General features: G+C 31.0%; 20 protein-coding genes and 1 pseudogene. 1 reads left to right on the top strand and 20 read right to left on the bottom strand.

Annotation, left to right across the window (positions count from 1 at the left end; all coding sequences use genetic code 11):
• Nucleotides 1-162: 162 nt before the first annotated feature.
• The 16 genes from BUC23_RS14870 to BUC23_RS14785 form a co-directional block, all read right to left on the bottom strand.
• Nucleotides 163-654, bottom strand: a complete 492-nt coding sequence (locus BUC23_RS14870) for a hypothetical protein (RefSeq protein ID WP_073210802.1) — start codon at nucleotides 652-654, stop codon at nucleotides 163-165.
• A 10-nt stretch (nucleotides 655-664) separates the two neighbouring features.
• Nucleotides 665-1,840, bottom strand: coding sequence for an ImmA/IrrE family metallo-endopeptidase (locus BUC23_RS14865; RefSeq protein WP_073210800.1), 1,176 nt, complete (start codon nucleotides 1,838-1,840; stop codon nucleotides 665-667).
• 376 nt (nucleotides 1,841-2,216) lie between these two features.
• The gene (locus BUC23_RS14860; protein WP_084538371.1) at nucleotides 2,217-2,582 is read right to left on the bottom strand and encodes a hypothetical protein; all 366 of its coding nucleotides are present in this window, start codon (nucleotides 2,580-2,582) and stop codon (nucleotides 2,217-2,219) included.
• A gap of 282 nt (nucleotides 2,583-2,864) precedes the next feature.
• Complete coding sequence (locus tag BUC23_RS14855; RefSeq protein WP_073210796.1) at nucleotides 2,865-3,446, bottom strand: hypothetical protein; 582 nt, start codon at nucleotides 3,444-3,446, stop codon at nucleotides 2,865-2,867.
• 39 nt (nucleotides 3,447-3,485) lie between these two features.
• Nucleotides 3,486-4,070 carry a DUF2971 domain-containing protein gene (locus BUC23_RS14850; protein ID WP_244153817.1) on the bottom strand — a complete coding sequence of 195 codons (585 nt, stop codon included), beginning with the start codon at nucleotides 4,068-4,070 and terminating at the stop codon, nucleotides 3,486-3,488.
• 170 nt (nucleotides 4,071-4,240) lie between these two features.
• Nucleotides 4,241-5,113, bottom strand: coding sequence for a hypothetical protein (locus tag BUC23_RS14845; RefSeq protein WP_073210791.1), 873 nt, complete (start codon nucleotides 5,111-5,113; stop codon nucleotides 4,241-4,243).
• A gap of 179 nt (nucleotides 5,114-5,292) precedes the next feature.
• Nucleotides 5,293-5,697, bottom strand: a complete 405-nt coding sequence (locus tag BUC23_RS14840) for a hypothetical protein (protein ID WP_073210789.1) — start codon at nucleotides 5,695-5,697, stop codon at nucleotides 5,293-5,295.
• Nucleotides 5,698-5,849: 152 nt separating this feature from the next.
• Complete coding sequence (locus BUC23_RS14835; protein ID WP_139259911.1) at nucleotides 5,850-6,572, bottom strand: hypothetical protein; 723 nt, start codon at nucleotides 6,570-6,572, stop codon at nucleotides 5,850-5,852.
• 398 nt (nucleotides 6,573-6,970) lie between these two features.
• Complete coding sequence (locus BUC23_RS14825; protein ID WP_073210783.1) at nucleotides 6,971-8,296, bottom strand: PDDEXK family nuclease; 1,326 nt, start codon at nucleotides 8,294-8,296, stop codon at nucleotides 6,971-6,973.
• A 1,122-nt stretch (nucleotides 8,297-9,418) separates the two neighbouring features.
• Nucleotides 9,419-9,928: a hypothetical protein gene (locus tag BUC23_RS14820; RefSeq protein WP_073210780.1), complete on the bottom strand. Its 510-nt coding sequence runs from the start codon at nucleotides 9,926-9,928 to the stop codon at nucleotides 9,419-9,421.
• Nucleotides 9,929-10,495: 567 nt separating this feature from the next.
• Nucleotides 10,496-10,900 (bottom strand): GNAT family N-acetyltransferase, encoded by a 405-nt coding sequence (locus tag BUC23_RS14810; protein ID WP_073210907.1) that lies wholly within the window; start codon nucleotides 10,898-10,900, stop codon nucleotides 10,496-10,498.
• Between the two features lie 266 nt (nucleotides 10,901-11,166).
• Nucleotides 11,167-11,829, bottom strand: coding sequence for a DUF2867 domain-containing protein (locus BUC23_RS14805; protein WP_073210775.1), 663 nt, complete (start codon nucleotides 11,827-11,829; stop codon nucleotides 11,167-11,169).
• Between the two features lie 205 nt (nucleotides 11,830-12,034).
• A complete protein-coding gene (locus BUC23_RS14800; protein ID WP_084538370.1) occupies nucleotides 12,035-12,367 on the bottom strand; it encodes an SRPBCC family protein in 333 nt (110 codons plus the stop codon).
• 173 nt (nucleotides 12,368-12,540) lie between these two features.
• Nucleotides 12,541-12,864 carry a hypothetical protein gene (locus BUC23_RS14795; RefSeq protein WP_167365589.1) on the bottom strand — a complete coding sequence of 108 codons (324 nt, stop codon included), beginning with the start codon at nucleotides 12,862-12,864 and terminating at the stop codon, nucleotides 12,541-12,543.
• 51 nt (nucleotides 12,865-12,915) lie between these two features.
• Nucleotides 12,916-13,509, bottom strand: a complete 594-nt coding sequence (locus tag BUC23_RS14790; protein ID WP_073210771.1) for a Crp/Fnr family transcriptional regulator — start codon at nucleotides 13,507-13,509, stop codon at nucleotides 12,916-12,918.
• 28 nt (nucleotides 13,510-13,537) lie between these two features.
• Entirely contained in the window at nucleotides 13,538-14,077 is a 540-nt protein-coding gene (locus BUC23_RS14785; RefSeq protein WP_073210768.1) for an NADPH-dependent FMN reductase, read from the bottom strand.
• A 140-nt stretch (nucleotides 14,078-14,217) separates the two neighbouring features.
• Here BUC23_RS14785 and BUC23_RS14780 point away from each other — a divergent pair, with 140 nt between their 5' ends.
• Complete coding sequence (locus BUC23_RS14780) at nucleotides 14,218-14,406, top strand: hypothetical protein (RefSeq protein ID WP_208609329.1); 189 nt, start codon at nucleotides 14,218-14,220, stop codon at nucleotides 14,404-14,406.
• Nucleotides 14,407-14,818: 412 nt separating this feature from the next.
• On the opposite strand, the pseudogene BUC23_RS17730 reads toward BUC23_RS14780, so the two are convergent.
• From BUC23_RS17730 to BUC23_RS14760, 4 genes and pseudogenes are all read right to left on the bottom strand, one after another.
• Nucleotides 14,819-15,166, bottom strand: a pseudogene (locus tag BUC23_RS17730) (two-component regulator propeller domain-containing protein); the annotation flags it as partial.
• 172 nt (nucleotides 15,167-15,338) lie between these two features.
• Nucleotides 15,339-16,019, bottom strand: a complete 681-nt coding sequence (locus BUC23_RS14770; RefSeq protein ID WP_073210905.1) for an aspartate/glutamate racemase family protein — start codon at nucleotides 16,017-16,019, stop codon at nucleotides 15,339-15,341.
• Nucleotides 16,020-16,351: 332 nt separating this feature from the next.
• Nucleotides 16,352-16,849 carry a hypothetical protein gene (locus tag BUC23_RS14765; RefSeq protein WP_073210763.1) on the bottom strand — a complete coding sequence of 166 codons (498 nt, stop codon included), beginning with the start codon at nucleotides 16,847-16,849 and terminating at the stop codon, nucleotides 16,352-16,354.
• Between the two features lie 143 nt (nucleotides 16,850-16,992).
• A partial coding sequence (locus BUC23_RS14760; protein WP_407918683.1) for an alpha/beta hydrolase family protein occupies nucleotides 16,993-17,472 on the bottom strand: 480 nt, incomplete at its 5' end.

Genomic DNA, 17,472 nt, shown 5'->3' with positions numbered 1-17,472 from the left:
TTAATCGTACTTTATTCGATAATTAGAATGTAAATATTTATGATTTAAACTAAAAATTATTTCTTTTTTAAAACTACCTCCGGTTCCGTTCAACCGGTGTTTCATTGTTCGTGCTGCGCATGCAACGAAACCCTTTACCGTTGGTGGCTGTGTATTTTTTATCTAGTCTTGATGTCCGTATCCAAGTTCTTCGTTTTTGTCCCAAAATGAAATAAAAAGCTCAGCAGATGTTCCTTTTCTACTTGTCCATTCTGCAACAATTTTTATGGCTTCTTCCAAGTCTTGTAAATAAGCCATTCTACCGTCACTTCCTCTAATTCCCTTTTCGTCTTTCTTAGCACCTCTGTTAATAAGAATGTTTTTTTCGTCATATACTATTCTTCTAATATCTTCGGATTCTTTACCTTTTGGTAGGTTGTCTTTAAGAAGCTTTGAAAGTCCATGGTAGTATAGCTGGAATTTTTGTACTGGGTCATCTATGCTTTGCCCAAGAAGTTGCTCTGCATAATTTTCAATTATAATCTCTGAATCAAGGTTAATCGAGAGTTGTTCTCCTTTTATTTCTTCAGATTTTTGCAAAATATCTAATCTCTCCAAATCTTCTTTGGAAAGTTTTCGTTCAATCTTGTTTTTATCTATTTTTTTATCGCTCATTATTATTATTTTATACCGTTAATAATTCTTTAATTTTCAATGCTATTCCTTTTATGGATTCGATATCCCAATTAGAAACATTCAATTTTTTTGTTAATCCTTTTATATTTGGGAAGTGTTCTCTGAAGGCACTCCAATAGTCATTACCTATTTGTGATTGTCGCCATTGGTATTGTGAATAAATTATACAAGGATGGATTTGGCACTCTTTTGCAAACTTTTCTACCATAAACTTATTGTGTATCATCTTCTCAATGTATCTCATTTTCTCAGATGACAATAAATACTCGGAAGCAAATTCATTCGCTTTATCTTCTTGAATTAAAAATAAATCAGGTTCACCTGATAAATGATAATTTGTTTTTTCAATTGTTTCTAAGTCGAATAAAACGTGATGTAATTCGTGAATCAAGGCAAACCAAATAGTTGCATAATTTTTGTTGAAGTCTGTAATAACAATACAGGGTTTGTTTTTTATTAAAAAAGTTGCCCCTCGTATTTGTGTTTTTGGTAAAGAAGGTTGAAAAACTACCGTAACTCCAATATTATATAAGGCTTGAAAAACTGTAAGTAATCCAGCCTCTACATTTTGAGTATATGGTTTTATTTTTGGAATTAATTCAATAAGACTTTGTCTGTTATAATCATTCGGGTTGTCTATTAACTCAAAATATTTATAACTTGATTTAATCCAAAAATCTTTCATTTTATCGCTAAATGATTTTTTGGTTCTGCTATAAAATGCTTCGTTTAATTCTCTGTCGTAATCATAAATGGAATCTATATCAAAGAATTTACAAATTCTTTCTTTTAAAACTTCTAACGAATCATTTTTATTAATAAACCCTAAACTTATTAGAGTTTTAAGATCAAAGAATTTATTGACGAACGTAATATCCATTGAAGATTGGAGTTCCGTAATCTCTTCTATCGGTCTATCATTGAAATGGATAATTAATAACTCATTAAAATCTATTTCTAAAAACTCAGCGAGTTTTAGTAGTTTAATAATATCCGTTTGTTTGGAAGTTTTGTCAAGAATAGCATCTAGGCTTCTTCTTTCCATTCCCGACAATTTTTCAAATTGAGTTTTGGTCAACCCAGAATTCTCTAACTTATCTTTGAATAAATCTTCAAAAGAAGGTCCTTTATAGTGGAAGCTTTTATTTAAAATATCGTCTATCATTTTAATTAAAGGTAAATTTACCGCAAATATAGTAATATTTTTTAATTAAAATTAAATATAGAGGTAATTTTACCTTTTTATTTTATTCGGTTATCTATTGGCTTTTAAAATTTTCCCGTTTGAAGTCTATATTATAATAACGACAGTTCATCAACATAGCCACCAACATTAGTTCCTCTAAAAACCTCCAAACAAACTTTATTTTGTTATTCATAAAGTAAATATATTGGATTTAAACTTTAATTCAAATTCTTTCTGGCTAGCCCAAATGTAAAATACAATTTCTTGTTGTTAACCGCGTCGCAAACGTCACGATTTACCAAGCAATTTAAATAGGCACTCAATGCAATCAAGTGCCCGAGAATTTAAGTTGCTACTAATTTGATTTTTCCATTTTGGACAATTTCTGAAGCTTTTTAAAATAATTCTCCCAGAATAGATCTTTGGAATTACTTACTGGATTTGTAGCGTCATCGTAAAAAAACACTTTTAAGATTTCTCCAGCTTCATTTCTTGATAAACCTTTTTCACCATCATGTGCTATTTCAATTAAAAAGGTCTCTGTTAATCGCTTATATTTCGTATAAATCGGAATGTTTGAATAACTGTATTCAGGATGTTCTTTGAAACTTGTATCGTTAAATCCTAACGGCATATATTCTCGATTGAAAGCCATCCATTCACCATTTTCATTTTTTGCAATTCCGTACGGAAGATTGATTCTAAAAAAATTGTTCAACATAATTCGGTAGTTTTTAAGTTATTAATATTACTGCAATTTAGATATTAATATTACTGCAATTTAGATATTTGCAATCTTCGCTAAACATGATTTCAACTCAAAGTTTCAACAAATTACCACTAAGCTCAGTTCGTCTAAAAACCTCCGTTCTTCCTTTATTTATTAATAAACACGTAAATATATGTGATTTAAACTATAATTATTTTTCTTTTTAAACCATTTGCGGTTCCGTTCAACACGGGTGTCATTGTTCGTGCTTTGCACGCAACGAAACCATTGCTGTTATCGGTTGGCAATTTTCCGTTTCAGGTTAATTTTTTTCCACCAACTAATATTTAAATTCTTTATAACACTATAAATAATTTTGTCTCGTTCTTGCCTACGTTTTTCTCGGTCGTTTTCATTTTCTATTGAAATGTGTACAATTTTGAAATCAATTTCTTGACGCATTTGAATTGCTTTTCGAATTCTTGGATAATCGCGAAGAAGTCGGACTGTGTTATTTTGATCTTTTAATGTGTCCAAACGATTACTTTCAATAAAGACTTTGTTTTTATCATAAAAAGGCAGATAATCAATCATCCCATCGATCCATTCAATACTAACTTTTAAGTGTAAATAATCATTTTCAAGATAAAAAAATTCTTCACTAACAAATTCTATATATTCTGCAGAAATATCACAAGGCATACCTTTCCATTTTGAAATTTCCCTAAAATTAGAGACACACTTTTCCATGGTTGTAAAATGAATTTGCTTCTTTGAAAAAATATATGTAGCCCACAAGCCTAATAAGGAAATTGTTGTTACAAAATAAGAAATAATTTCGAATAAATCTTTAAAGTTAAATATTCCTGATTCCATTTTATGGGTTTGTTTTTTTTGGCACAATTTAGGTATTTATTAATTATTCATAAATGTTTCAGCTTTAATAATTTTAATATTTGGATTTACTTTTTCAATGAGTTCTTTAACTAATCCAAAATCAGCATTACTCATTGCAATTCCTGTTATAATTTCTTCAATATTAATTTCAATAAAATTTTGGTCTCGCACAAATACTCTTACTTCTTCTTCATAATTCCAAACTTCTAGTTTATCACTTAAAATTTCTGTCGCAGTTTGGTCATTAAAATCTTGATTTCTAATTGAAACAATTTCATCATATTGAATTGGTCTTACATTAAATAAATTTTCATCGATACGCAAACCAATTGCTACACCACGTTGTCCATTTGTATAATGTGACCACATAAGTTGATTATCTCTAACTTTTGATAAAGAGCAAAGTCTTAATGTTCCTTTTTCTTCTAAAAGCCTATTTCTAATATCTCTATTCAATTCACCATCTTGATAGTAATATTGTCCTTCCATTGGGTCGTTCAAATTTTTATATTTTGAAGCCCAAAGCCTGTTTTTAAGAATAATGTCTACAAAATTCTTGAAATTTTGTAGACTACGATATTTATATAAAATTTCTGTCATCATATTTTTTAAGTTCGTTTCGGGATTATTACTCCAACATTCTGGTACTAGCGGGGTTTGGGACTAAATTAAGTCCATTATTCGATTTTTCCAAATCATCCAAAATAAAAAAACACCTTTCAATTAAGCCAATTGCCCAAATCCGTTGTAGTAGCTATTGCATACTGTGATTATTAATTTCTAAATTTCACTTCGCCTCTGATTTCTTTTCTAATGTAAGCTTTAATTTTTTCTTCATTTTGCAATTCTGCTTTTCTCCATATTGTAATATTATGTGCATTATTCAGATACTCTAAATTTAAATTTCCAAACTGGAAAAATGCTAATTTTATTTTAGATTTTCTTTTATTACTCAAAAAATTTCGATTAAGATTCATAAAAATTTGCTCATACTTTGAGTAAACAACGATCAGAAATACAAAAGGAATAAATAAAAAAGTAAATAAAGGAGCCAAAAGGAATGTTTTTAAATTTTTAATTGTGAAAAGTTCTGTTGGGGATTTTATCAATCTACATAAAACATAACACAAAATTATAAAGCCCATAAATGATAAAATTTGATTTAGAAGCTTGATTACTTTTTCGTTTTCATTTTTCTTTTGTTGAGCGACAATAATTAGAATCGAAACAAATGTCACAAAGGGAATTAGGAATATTTCTTTTAACAATGAAAAGTTATAATTACCTACAATAAATTCTAAAACAATGTTTATTGTAAGAATCCTAAATAGAATATTTTTAAAATCTCCCGTGCTTTTAAGTTTAGTAAAACTAAGTAGCATCACAAACCCAGACGTTAATAACCAAAATAGAAAATCTTTGTATAAAGATGACTCCCATAAATTCATGGAATATAATGAATAAATAATTGCACTTAAGTAGAGCGACATTAAACAATAAATATAGAAGAGTTTTTTTGCAAAAAAAGCTTTTATTAAGTGTAATGCACCTGAAATATTTAAAATTAAAATTCCAAAAACAATGACTATTGTCCAAAAAACAATAGATACTTCTCTGTTCGAAAAAGATTCTAAAAATTCTTTCATAATGTTCTTGTTGATTCGTTACAGCATTATATCGGAAATGTTTCTGCTGTTCGAAGTTGCAGGATGCTCGTGTACAGAGTTTTCTCGACCAATATAATGCTTCTTCGCGAAATAAAACTTTCAGCTACTGTAAATGAGTAATTTTGGTTAGCCGCTAATTCAATTCGTTGCAGTTTTTGTTAATCAAATTTCGAGAAATAACTATCGGTTTCTTGAATATAATCTTTGATTTCTAATTTAAATGGCGCATCTTTTAGCCGTATCTTACAGCTTTTGCAAATCCATTCGTAATTTAGTACAATATGATTTTCATCTAATCCTTTTGATGGATAATAGAAGTATTCTGGGATTGTTGAAAAGAACATTACTTCATACTCAAACTTATTTGCATGACTTTTTATTTCCGGTAAATCGGCAATAATCTCGATGTAAATTCGATAATACTTTTTCGCTGCTATAACTTCAGTTTTATTAAAAATATTTACTTCATTGATAACTGAATAACAAGTTTCAATAAATTCGATTTTTTTTTCAAACCATTTTACAGTTTCACTTATTTGTGTATTTCTTAAATCGTATTTCATAAAATGATAAATGTTTCAATTTTCATCTAATTAATGGCAACGTCACTAAAGCTTGTTAGGCTGTAAATTAAGCTCTATCTTCGGATTTGCCAAAACTATCAGATGCAAAACTATATTCCCATTAAGCCAATTATCCAAATCCGTTGTAGCTGTTACCAGCAGTAATTATTTTCACTTTTCAGTTCGTTCTTTGTTAACCAGTTTTCCAAATCATTTTCAAAGTTCAAAAAAACAGGAGTTAAGTTTAAATCTATTGAGTTATTCCAATCATTATCAAACTTCTGTATAATATCAAATAATTCAGGCTGAATATTTTTTAGTTTTTGTAAATAATTTGAGAATTTTGGCTTATCTTCTACAACTACATTATTAAAAAGCGAAATAGTTTGCCCTATAAATTGATTTACTGCAATTAACTTCGATTCGTTATTTTCAAAACTGCTTTTAATGAAATTTAAATCATTATCCCCAAATGTTATTCTTTCTTGAACAAAATTATATTCAGAAAATCCCATTTCTTTATAATATGGAAACATTTTTTTGTGCGAACAAACATTATGAATAAATGGAACTAAATCTTGCTCTAAAAGGATTTCAAATGAGTTTTCTCCCATTATGCTATAAATTAATTCGGGCATTTCTGACATTCCTTTAAAGTCTAGATAAATGTGTAAAAGTTCGTGTGTAAAAGAAGAATAATCTACGTTTTTAGTATTAGTATAGATCGTCGCATTTCCATTTTCTGAATTGGACATCCAAGAAGTTTCGAATGGATTATATATTAAGCTAAAAATATATTCATCTTTTATTTCATCCCAAATATTTTGATTTTGAGTATTAATATAATTCGAAATTTCTGTTGTTATGTTCATCATTTCAGTGTTATTGCTGGTAACGTCAGTCCGTGAAAAAACCTCCATTACACTACCAGCAAATATAACAAAATACTTATATCGAAAGAAGATTATTCTTATTGCAAGAATGCAAATTTCCACTAATCCAATGATCTCGATGATAGACAAAATACAATTACCTCTACAAATTAATCTTATAGGTAAAGGAAATTATACCCCGAAAGTGATGGAAAACATATTAAAACCACCTGATAAACTAGTCCAAAAAAAAGAGACGCAATGGCCTCTTGAATATCTCTTTAAATCTTTACGATAAGTGCATAGCATTGTGGAAATGGAAGCGATTCCGTTCAACAGGGGCTTCATTGTTGGTGCTTCGCACGCAACGAATCCCTAGTTGTTGGTAGCTGGCTTTTTTGCTATAATTCGTCGGTATTCCAATTCAATTTTTCTAATTTATCTTTATGAAATGCAAGCAAATGTTCTCTAACCTCACTGTCATAATCTAAAAAGTAATTCTCTTTTAACATCTCTAAAGGCATTTCTCCTTGTACCGCATTAATCACTTCTTCGTTAAGAAATTCTATTAAATCTTCTAAATTTTCCACAGTGAAATCCCTATCTGTATAATCGTCAGGAAATATAATTTCATTATTTTCATAATCCCATTTCGCTCTATTAAGGATAGATTTCAAAGATTCTTTTGGAATATTTACTTCTGGGTCATAATAGTCATATGAGATTTCATTTATAAATCTTTCTAATTCTAAGTAAAGTTGTGGTTTATTATAATTTTTAGAAAAAATCACATTTTTTAAAATTTCATTAGAGAGTTTATCTTTTAATTTCTCATCAATAAAGAAAAATTTTGTATTTATTGGAATTGATGAATTTTCAATCTGTTCTGTAACGTTTTCAATAATGCCTTTTATTTGTAGTGTAGCTTGGTCATCGTCTAGAATTACAATAACGGCTTTGTTTTGATGGTAAGTTGCATAAAGATTTAAAAGAGAAGGAATTTGTCTTATGTTATTTATTCCTTCCAAAGAAATAATTTTATAAGTAAGTAGAAAATCTAATTCTATTGGTTTTAAGAGATTATCAATAATTTGAATATCGCTTTTACCTTCAACAAAAATCAATAAATCTTCGGTTATTTTTCTTTTTGTAGTTTTTTGTTGAAATAGCTGTGCTGTTAGAAAATCTGATTTGTTTTCTTTTGATATTTTTTCTGCTTTAGTTTTTAAGCTATATGGAACATTTAAGCTTCCTGTGTCTCCTGCTTCTCGCAATTTAAATTTCAAAACATCAAGAAATGCAACTTCGCCATTAAAAATTAATTTAATATCTGAGGAATCAAATAATAATATGTTTAGTGATTTTCCAAATTTCAGAGCATCTTCAACATCATTCGAATAGCCATTTACAGCAATATAAATACCACTTGTAGTATGAAATTTACCATCAAGTTTTCCTTTGAACGCATATATACTTGAAGCTGGTATTTTAGGCTTAACCCACTTTGCTTCCAATAAAAATGTTTGTCCTTTCCAAAAGAATGAGCCATCAACTTGTTCTCCTTTTGATTTATAACTCGCTCTTGGTTCAAGTTTTTCGTTTTCAAGCTTCGCTTCAATTAGTTTTTCAAATTCGTATCCTCTTTGTTGTGGGGTGAATAGTGACTCATTGTACAGTTTATTGTACAAATTTTTAATTTCGTCATTATTTAACTTAGGTTTACTCATTTTTATTTACGTTTTTTTTGCGGTAAGCTTGCTACCAACGTCAGTCTGTGAAAAAACCTCGGTTAGATCTCTAACAAATATAGGAATTAGCCTAAACAAAAAGAAGATTTTTCGTATTTTTAGTAATGGAACCTATTTAAGGAATTTAACCTCATCAGCTGCGTCTTTCAAGTTTAGAAGACGCGATAGCTAGCGATAATCAAATCCGAAGATTATTACTTTAGTTCTGCTTGAAATCATTTGGATTTAGATTTATTTTGACTAGTTTAATTAAGTATTATGCGCACAGGTAAATACCTGCGAGAATGATTGTGATGATATAAGTGTGCGCGATCGGGTGAACTTAAACAATTGGCAAATCCAGATATGGAGTACGCTGGCACAGTTAAATTTTGTTTAAGAGCATGCGGTTATGACTGGGAATTAGATATTGCCATAGCTGCGTAATGATTATTCATTCAAACATAAAAAGTGCATTAGAAAATGAATTGATAAATACAAAACCAACTTCCCATTAAGCCTAATGCCCAAATCCTTTGTAGTAGCTATTGATGGCTATTCTATCTCAAACATATTACTTGCGACAGTATCTGTATTAATAACCTTTTCAAGAGAACAGGTATAAACAACTTTGAAAGCTATTTTAATTATAACAGCCAAAACTTAGTATGCATTATCCATACACTATCTATGCTTTATCTATGCTTTATCTATTCCTTTGATATGAGATTGACCCGTCCTGAAATAACTATGACCCGTCCTAAAACAACTATACAAGTTATTATGACCCATCCTGAAATAACTATACAGATTATTAAATAAATCCTATTATAGCTATACAAATATAATTCTTAATCCTGAACTTACTATACAACCGGTTTTTCATAGTTAATAGGTTAATTAATAGTTAAAGCGTTTATTTCTAATTATTTGCTGTTTATATAATTGTATCTTTGAGTGTGGTTTTGATTAATCACTTGAGTAAAACCATCTGAAAAGAGAAGCTTATTCAAATAGTCATTTCATGCTTAACGGTATGAGCTGATAAATGGTAAATCAGAATCTACAATCGGAGGCCCTTTAAAAAGGCCTCCTTTTTTTTAGGATTAATGTTTTCTCTTTTCATGACTTTTCGTCCTCAACAATTAGTTTCAACGAATTGATGTAATCCGTATCAAATTCGATCACTCGTATTTTGTTTGGCTTAAAACTCATCTCTCCCTCAAATTGTCCTTCGGTTCCCAAAAAGTCTATGAGCAGTTCCTCTTCCTTTAGTTTTATGAGTTTACCCAGATACACTGCTTTATCTGATTTTGTTGCTATTTGCAAAATCTCATATTTGTTTGCTAGAAAGTGTATTATGGAAGATAAATCTGTCAGCGGAATTATTTGTTCTGCGCTTGTTTTTAAACCTTTTAGTTTAATTACTCTTTCTGTAAATTCATGATCTTTGTCTTGAATAATTGCCTTTACATTTTTGTTTTTTAATATTGTGTAGCCATCAATTATAAAATCGACCGGATTATTTTTCAGTAAAATCCAATCCTCGGTCCAATCAATAAGAAAACCACTAAAGATTTCTTTTTTGTCGACAAACTCTATTGTAATTAATTGTCGTACGTATTTTTCCATTATGTTTATTAAGTTTGAGAGTCTGCTGCTTCAGTTTGCCTGAAACGCTAGGGTAAAAAGTTTCAAATGTACTTTGTTTTGTCAATCAGAAAGTAAATATATTAGATTTACACTACAATTAAAAACTATTTCTAGTCGGTTTTCATATTATATAATTATCCCTAACTAGGGTATTCATATTTGATAAAATCATCCATATACACTAAAAAAAAGGACAGTGCATTATTATGAAATTTTAAAATTAGATGATAAAATTAGCCCCTAAAAAAAAACTCTCAGCATCTATTTCATTCCTTCCCCCTACTATTCCAACTACCATATATATCATAAACCCTCCTAAGCGCATAAATCTTCCCTAAAAGGTAAAGACATAAAACCCAAACTATAATTAGTTCTATTATTTTTTACCATTTTGCGCGGTCGGGGTTAAGTAACACACGAAAGGATTCGTTCGGTAGCGGGGATAATTGTCTGTTCCAATAGTTGATAAACAACAAGCTGTCGGTATTCTTACCTTTGTCAATTTGAGTTCTTCATCAAACCATTGGTTGAAAATTTCTAATGGTGTTATTTCCATTCTGCTCTGTTTATTATAAAACTACTTTCTTGTTTTTCAAAACCAACTTTTGGGTAATATTCCATTGCGGTTGGAACTGATAAAAGCAAAACCATAGATTGGTCACCAACTTTTTCCTTCGTAAAGTTTATGAGTTGTTTACCTATACCTTCTTTTTTGTAGTCGTTTCTAACTGCAAGGTCGGAGAGATAGCAAGCCCAAACCCAGTCTGTAATTGAACGTGAAACGCCGACTAATAATTCACTGTCCCAAGCTGTAACGATAAGATTTGAATTATCAAACATTTTCTGTATTCGTTCTTTGTCGCTTGTTGGTCTTGGTAAACCTGCATTGTCGTAAAGTTCAATTATTTGGTCTGCTGATGGTCGCTTGTCAAAACTATATTCTATGTTCATATTATCCTTTTTTTGGTGTCGTGCCAAATGCTTGCTGCTAACGTCAGTGTGTCTAATAACCTCCATTTTAATATTTCATATTCGGATTCCCATCTTTGAAAAATCTCAAATATGCAATTCTCAGAGGGTCGTTTTAGGTTTTTAGACAGTCTGACGTCTCGGCGCTTTGTGATGGCTGGAAAATCGTAACCGCTCAATTTTCGGCTTGACGAAAACTTGATGCGAAACGGTAATTTCACTAAACTCCAGCTAGCTCAAAACAGCTGTTAGCGGTTCGTTGTTTTATCTTGTCCGTCATTTTGTGCTAAGGTGTCTAATCTTACAAAAGATTCCCATTCATTCTTTATAATTTTCATTAAAGCAGGATAAACAATCCACAACCTAAATGGCTTAATCAAAAGCATATAAATCTTCCCAAAAGACCCTTTTGGCTTTACATATACAGCCATGTGTACTCCCCAAATCGCTTCTCCAATAGGAACACGACTAAAATGCAATGCAGCATGTACTGTTTTATTATCAATTTCAGAGAGATATTCATTTTTCAGTGTGTAAACGGGTTTAAAATCAGGACTACCATTACTAAGAGCAGGTAAATCTTCAAAACTCAAACCTTCCTCGTGTGCATAGCGATGGCGAATACTACCAGGAGTCAGTTCTCTAACTAATTGATTTTTATCGTCTAAATTCAAAAATTTACCAAGCCACAATCGAAGTTGGAATAAAAAACCAGCCACACCTTTATCCATGATTTTATTTAGTGATATATTAAAATGTTCAACAAATATATGAAGGCTATGATTTGAAGTTAGGATTACCGGAACCTGCCATACATCCTCTAACTCAAAATCACTAAGTAGAGTGTGCACTTTAAAGAATTGCGTAAGATGCGAGTGTTTATCTATTTTGATTTTTGGTGTTATTTTCATAATTGCAATCTAAATTTGATATGCTAAAAAAAAGTCTTAATCCTTAAAAATTCTAACTTGAGTTGCCGATTTTTTGAAGATGCTTTTAGCGTTTTGTTGTTGTTATTTTCTTTCGTCTTTGTCCGCTGTCCAACTACGCAACTGCCCATGAGAAAAGGTTGTTAAGCCGAAACTGTCTGCTATCGTTCAACTATTTTTTTAATCTTCACAAGAAATTCGTACATCGCCCTGTCTGAGTGTTTGTGTCCTTCTCACTTGCATAACCCTTATGCGTCCAAGTCAATTTTGTTATATTGTTACTTTCTGTCAAGGCGTAAGTTACCAAAGAATAATTTTCGGGTTTGTCTTCCAGTCCAGAAAAGCCACTCCAATAACTATAACCTAATAATTTATTCAAACTATTTTCATGAATAACACCTCTGTCTTTGTATTTGTGTCCCTCATATTCTCCTTGAAAAATTATTTCACTTCCAACTTTCCAGTCGGTAATTGTTTCTATCCCGAATAGATACTCTTTAATAATGTTTGAATTTGTCAATGTGTTCTAAACCTTTGAAGGTTCTGCATTGATGTCAACTGATTTTTCAAAGAACAAATCTAAAGGCGAGCGTCCCGTTCCTGACCATTCCAATTCGTATTCTCTTCAAATCATTTTCGATTTAAGTTTTTTCCTCGTGCCATTTGTGGTTCCGAGACACGAGCAGGGGTTAGTTATTTATTTATAATTGAAAACACTAGTAATAAAAAAGCAAAAATTAGGGCTACAAAAATTATTGGTTTTTGAATGTTGTAAGCCAAAACACAGTAAAAAAGGAATTGGAATACATTTACACCCAGAGTTATAGAATTTGTTAATGGTGAAGCCTCTTTCAAATTTATATAATTTATAAGCCCACCAAATATTACTCCAAGAGCTGCAGAAAAAAACCAAAGTGAATTGGCTTCAATGGTTGAATATCTTTTAAATGTAAAGATACAATGACCTAAACCTAAAAATAAAAATAGCCAAATTGTAATTGTGTATATTAATTTCATATTTTTTTTTGCAAAAATACCTCCATTCAATTGGATTACATTTGATATAAATCAAATTCGTATTTTTTGATTACGAATTCTACTCAATGTTTCAAGAGTAATTCCAAGATATGATGCAATATGGGTTAAAGGCACTCTTTGAGTAATGTCAGGTCGATTATTAATAAGGTTTTCATACTTCTGTTGTGCAGTTTCAAATTGAAGAGAAATTATTCTTTTACGCAAAGTCAACATTGTTTTTGTAGTAACAACCCTTCCTAATCGCTCAAAGTCATGGTGTTTATCGGATAATTCAAAAACATCTTTTCTAGTTATTTCTAAAAAGGTAGTCGTTTCAAGAAGTTCAATAAAATGAGGGCTAGGAATATTTTCGAAAAAGCTACCAATTGAGCTTATAAAGTCATTTTCAAAAGCAAACCAATCGGTTATCTCTTTTCCGTCTTTCAAATAGTATGCTCTTGCTGAACCGTTTGCTATAAAATATATTTTGTCTGCATTCTGTCCTTCTTTAACTAATAATGTCGATTTGTCTAATGTGAAAATTTTAGATACTCGGATATAGTCTGATATAGTATTGTCAGTCAGTTTTGTATATGTCTGACTGATATTTTTTATAATATGTTCTTTATTTAGCGAGTTTTCCATAATGACGCACAACTTGTTTTTCCTTTGTCTATTTGTCGTTAACTAAATTAATAAAATCGTTTATGAAATTGTCTAACCGTTTGTGTGTTTCAATATCAATTAAATTACCTTGCTCATCAAATTTCCCTTTTACACCTTGAATTAACAAAGTTGTTTCGTTGGTAAATTTAGTCATTGCTGCTTTCATAATCAATTGCAACTCTTCGTGTCCTTTTTGCCCACTTGCAGAAGCTGTTATCAGTCCGTTTGGCTTGTCTGAAAATATTGTTGTCGAAATACACCATTCAATTGCATTTTTCAGTCCACTTGGAATACTAAAAACATATTCGGGTGTACAAATTATTAATCCGTCTGATTTTTCAATTGCGTTTCTAAATTCTATAATTTGTTTCGGTGGATTGTCGGCTGAAAGTTCTGGGTCAAAATGCGGCAGAGATTTCAAGTCGTTAAAGATTGTCAAGTTGAATTCATTTTCTGTCATTCTTGCGATTTTTTCAACAAGTTTTAAGTTCGCAGAATTTGAACTTGCACTTCCAATAATTACAAATATATTTTTCTTTTCGGCCATAGATTTTAGTGTATCTGCTGTCTGTCGTGAGTTTCGTTTACAATGACCGCTAACGTCAGTCTGTGAAAAAAACTCTGTTGTATCTACATCAAATATAACAAAATACTTGTATAAAAAGAAGATTTTTCGTATTTTTAAGAATGCAACATATCACAGGTATTTCCCGTCTCCAGATGCGTTTTTCAAGTTTAGAAGATACTATAAGTCCCGATAATCAGGTGCGATTTATAGATGCCTTTGTCGAATATATTGACATCTCAAAACTCGATTTTGCTGTAAAAACGCTCAAGACCGAAGGTCGGCCGAGTTTTAATAGTAAAGTGTTTTAAAAGATCTATTTATACGGTTATCTCAACGGAGTCAGGAGTGGTCGAAAGTTTTTAGGGCTAAATATTGTGAGAAACTCAAAGCAAAATCGCCTATCCAATGCCAACTAATCCGGCAGGATTTATGGAAAAAATTATGGGTTCCATTTTTACCTTTGACAAAAGGTGTTGAAATTGAATATGTAAAATTATCCCCAGATTTTGGTGTAACAGGAAACGTGCGATACGAAAGCTTTTGTCCGTCATATTGATACACTCCCGGATACCCTTCAAGTTTGTTGTAGCCAACGGTTTCATTGCCTTTAAACCAAACATCACTATCAGTTAATTTCCACTGTTTTTTTGAGTTATAATTTCTTTCTTTATAATCAGTTATTTTTTGCCCATCATAACTACTTAATCCTATCCCACATTGAAACCAAATTATGCCATTTTTATCTTCATAAATATTCCTTACCTGATTGTCACTTAATCCGTTTTTTGTTGTGAAATATTGGAGCTCCCCATTATGAAGCAAACACGCTCCTTCGTTGTAACTACCAAACCAAATATTTCCTTTACTATCCTCTAAAATTGAATGAACTCCTGTTGTGTATTTCAACCTTATGGTGTCAATCCCATTTTCAATGGGTTGAATATTATTTTTAGCCTGTACTATCTTATTTCCCTTATTTTGACTTTGGTTATTACAAGAGATTGTTGCAACAATCAAAAATGTGCCGCAAAGTTTAAATATATATTGCCATTCTGATTTTACTTTCATTCTGATGGTATTTTTTTTTCATGACGCACAACGGACAGGGCTTGGCGAAGGTGGGGAAATAGAAGCACAAATGTTCAATTTAGCACAAATGTTTATTAGAATTCCAAATGCTCAATTTAGCACTAATGTCGCACTTTTGCCAAACCCATGTTTAGCTGCTGCCTTTAGTTTGTCAAGAAGTCATAAATTCCACAATTGCCTGTGAGTGAATTTTTGTAGTATCAAATACGGGAATTTCAAAATCATCTTGGCTTACTAACATTGGTATTTCTGTACAACCTAGTACAATACATTCTGCTCCTTTGTCCTCCAAGTCTTTTACAATTTCTTTATACTTTTTCTTTGTTTCTGGGTTAATAAAACCAATACCCAATTCTTCCCTTAATGTGTATTGGATATATTCTCTTGTTTCAAGTTTTTCAGGTGTCAAAACCTCAAGCCCAAACATTTCAAGTTTGTTTCTGTAAAAGTCCATCTCCATTGTGAATTTTGTCCCTAAAAGCCCAATTTTCTTAAACTCTTTTTTGTTGATTGTTTTAGCTGTTTCTGTAACTATGTGAATTACAGGTAAGTTAATATCTTGCTGAATTCTATCAGCATAAAGATGTGCAGTATTTGCACACAACGCAATACCATCTGCTCCACTTTTCTTTAAGCTGTTACAAGCATTAAGTAGTAAGTCATATGAATTGTCCCAACTTTGAGTATAAATGTCTCCAAAGTTTAATGAGTAAATAATACACTCAGCAAAATTCAGTCCACCTAGTTTTGCATTTACTCCTTCATTTATAAATTTATAATAGTCTAATGTTGATGTCCAACTTATTCCTCCAACTAATCCGATTTTCTTCATTTTTTTATTTGTTTGTTTGTCTTTGTTTAGTGGTTCAGCAAGGTGGCAGCTAAACGTCACATCGTCTAAGACCCTCCAAACGAACTCAATTTTGTTAATTACAAAGTAAATATATATGATTTAAACTACAATTAAAATTCTTTTTTAACTACCCCGGTTCCATTCAACACAAGTTTCATCCTTGGCATTTCAGGCCAACCGAAACTCTAACAATTAAATGTCTTTATACTCCAATACTTTTGCTAATTTACCATTTCGGGTAATAGAATAATATTTTATTCCCTTTCCGCATAATAAAAAGCTTACTTTTTAGTAGGCTTATTGAGTAGTTATTATGATTTTATGTCGGCAATTTTCTCTTTTGCATCGTTTACCCGATATTTCAAGTCTTCAGCAAATTCTGGAATTAAATTAATAGCTTTATCATATGCCTCCAAAGCATTTTCATAATGTGATAACGCTAACTTTTCGTGGTCGGAAACAGTCCTATTAAAGCGATATATATAATTGGCAAGTTCACTTTCTGCAATTCCTAAAAGCTTATAATTCAGGGCAGGGTCTATATCTTGATTAATTAAGTAATTAAGGTCTGTTATTGCCGTTTCTAAATGCTCTTTCCGAGCCGATGTAGTTAAGGATGCCTTAATTCGAGTTCTACGAGCATCTACACTTGAGCTGTTTATTTCGATTGCTTTGGTAGAGCTGTCATAACCTTTCCTAAAGTTTCCCGACTCAATCGCCTTTTTTGCTTCCGTTAAATAGCTATTGTAATCCTGTGCTTGTACTAATGAAACTATTAGTAAGGAAGCGAGTAATATTAATTTTTTCATTTGCTGAATTTCTTGTTGATGTTTCTTCTTTTGCTGATTAAACTACAAATATTTTTCTTTAAACTACCTCTGGTTTCGTTCAACATAAGTATCATTATTCGTGTTGCGTACGCAACGAAACCCTTGCTGTTGTAGGCAGTGCTTTATTTTGATGCTTTAGACTTTTTAATGTTCAAAGCTTTCTGTTTTATCCATTGAATTGAAATATCAACAGGTGCTGTAATATTGTCAGAAGCAGTATTGTGTCCTAATGTTGAAAACAAAGTATATTCGAAAGGTTTGCCTTGAACTTTAAATGTATTTAAGTGCTCTATGCACAATTTTACGGGAATTTGGATATCTTTCTCACCAAAAAGCCAAAGTCCTGGAATTGAAAGAGTATTCAAGTAATTTTTTGGGTCAGTAGTGGTAAATTGATACCTGTCTGGGTCATTTTTAGTATGTTCACGAGCATCTGATTCTGTATGATTTTCCCAAAATTTATTGTTTCCATTAGTATAAAACTGAAATCGAAGTTGTTCTAGAGTTGTAATTGTAGGGCAACTAAATAAAACCATAAATTCTATTTGTGGATTTTTGCTTGCAGCAATTGGGATTATCCATCCTGCTTGACTGAAGCCAAC

This window comes from Flavobacterium xinjiangense (assembly GCF_900142885.1).
Lineage (GTDB): Bacteria > Bacteroidota > Bacteroidia > Flavobacteriales > Flavobacteriaceae > Flavobacterium > Flavobacterium xinjiangense.
Note: the sequence above shows the minus strand (reverse complement) of the source record. Positions and strands in the feature narration are given on the sequence as shown.

Excerpts from the sequence above, each read along its gene's own strand:
- BUC23_RS14870 (WP_073210802.1), bottom strand. The coding sequence starts at position 654 with ATGAGCGATAAAAAAATAGATAAAAACAAGATTGAACGAAAACTTTCC.
- BUC23_RS14865 (WP_073210800.1), bottom strand. The coding sequence starts at position 1,840 with ATGATAGACGATATTTTAAATAAAAGCTTCCACTATAAAGGACCTTCT.
- BUC23_RS14860 (WP_084538371.1), bottom strand. The coding sequence starts at position 2,582 with ATGTTGAACAATTTTTTTAGAATCAATCTTCCGTACGGAATTGCAAAA.
- BUC23_RS14855 (WP_073210796.1), bottom strand. The coding sequence starts at position 3,446 with ATGGAATCAGGAATATTTAACTTTAAAGATTTATTCGAAATTATTTCT.
- BUC23_RS14850 (WP_244153817.1), bottom strand. The coding sequence starts at position 4,070 with ATGATGACAGAAATTTTATATAAATATCGTAGTCTACAAAATTTCAAG.
- BUC23_RS14845 (WP_073210791.1), bottom strand. The coding sequence starts at position 5,113 with ATGAAAGAATTTTTAGAATCTTTTTCGAACAGAGAAGTATCTATTGTT.
- BUC23_RS14840 (WP_073210789.1), bottom strand. The coding sequence starts at position 5,697 with ATGAAATACGATTTAAGAAATACACAAATAAGTGAAACTGTAAAATGG.
- BUC23_RS14835 (WP_139259911.1), bottom strand. The coding sequence starts at position 6,572 with ATGATGAACATAACAACAGAAATTTCGAATTATATTAATACTCAAAAT.
- BUC23_RS14825 (WP_073210783.1), bottom strand. The coding sequence starts at position 8,296 with ATGAGTAAACCTAAGTTAAATAATGACGAAATTAAAAATTTGTACAAT.
- BUC23_RS14820 (WP_073210780.1), bottom strand. The coding sequence starts at position 9,928 with ATGGAAAAATACGTACGACAATTAATTACAATAGAGTTTGTCGACAAA.
- BUC23_RS14810 (WP_073210907.1), bottom strand. The coding sequence starts at position 10,900 with ATGAACATAGAATATAGTTTTGACAAGCGACCATCAGCAGACCAAATA.
- BUC23_RS14805 (WP_073210775.1), bottom strand. The coding sequence starts at position 11,829 with ATGAAAATAACACCAAAAATCAAAATAGATAAACACTCGCATCTTACG.
- BUC23_RS14795 (WP_167365589.1), bottom strand. The coding sequence starts at position 12,864 with ATGAAATTAATATACACAATTACAATTTGGCTATTTTTATTTTTAGGT.
- BUC23_RS14790 (WP_073210771.1), bottom strand. The coding sequence starts at position 13,509 with ATGGAAAACTCGCTAAATAAAGAACATATTATAAAAAATATCAGTCAG.
- BUC23_RS14785 (WP_073210768.1), bottom strand. The coding sequence starts at position 14,077 with ATGGCCGAAAAGAAAAATATATTTGTAATTATTGGAAGTGCAAGTTCA.
- BUC23_RS14780 (WP_208609329.1), top strand. The coding sequence starts at position 14,218 with ATGCAACATATCACAGGTATTTCCCGTCTCCAGATGCGTTTTTCAAGT.
- BUC23_RS14770 (WP_073210905.1), bottom strand. The coding sequence starts at position 16,019 with ATGAAGAAAATCGGATTAGTTGGAGGAATAAGTTGGACATCAACATTA.
- BUC23_RS14765 (WP_073210763.1), bottom strand. The coding sequence starts at position 16,849 with ATGAAAAAATTAATATTACTCGCTTCCTTACTAATAGTTTCATTAGTA.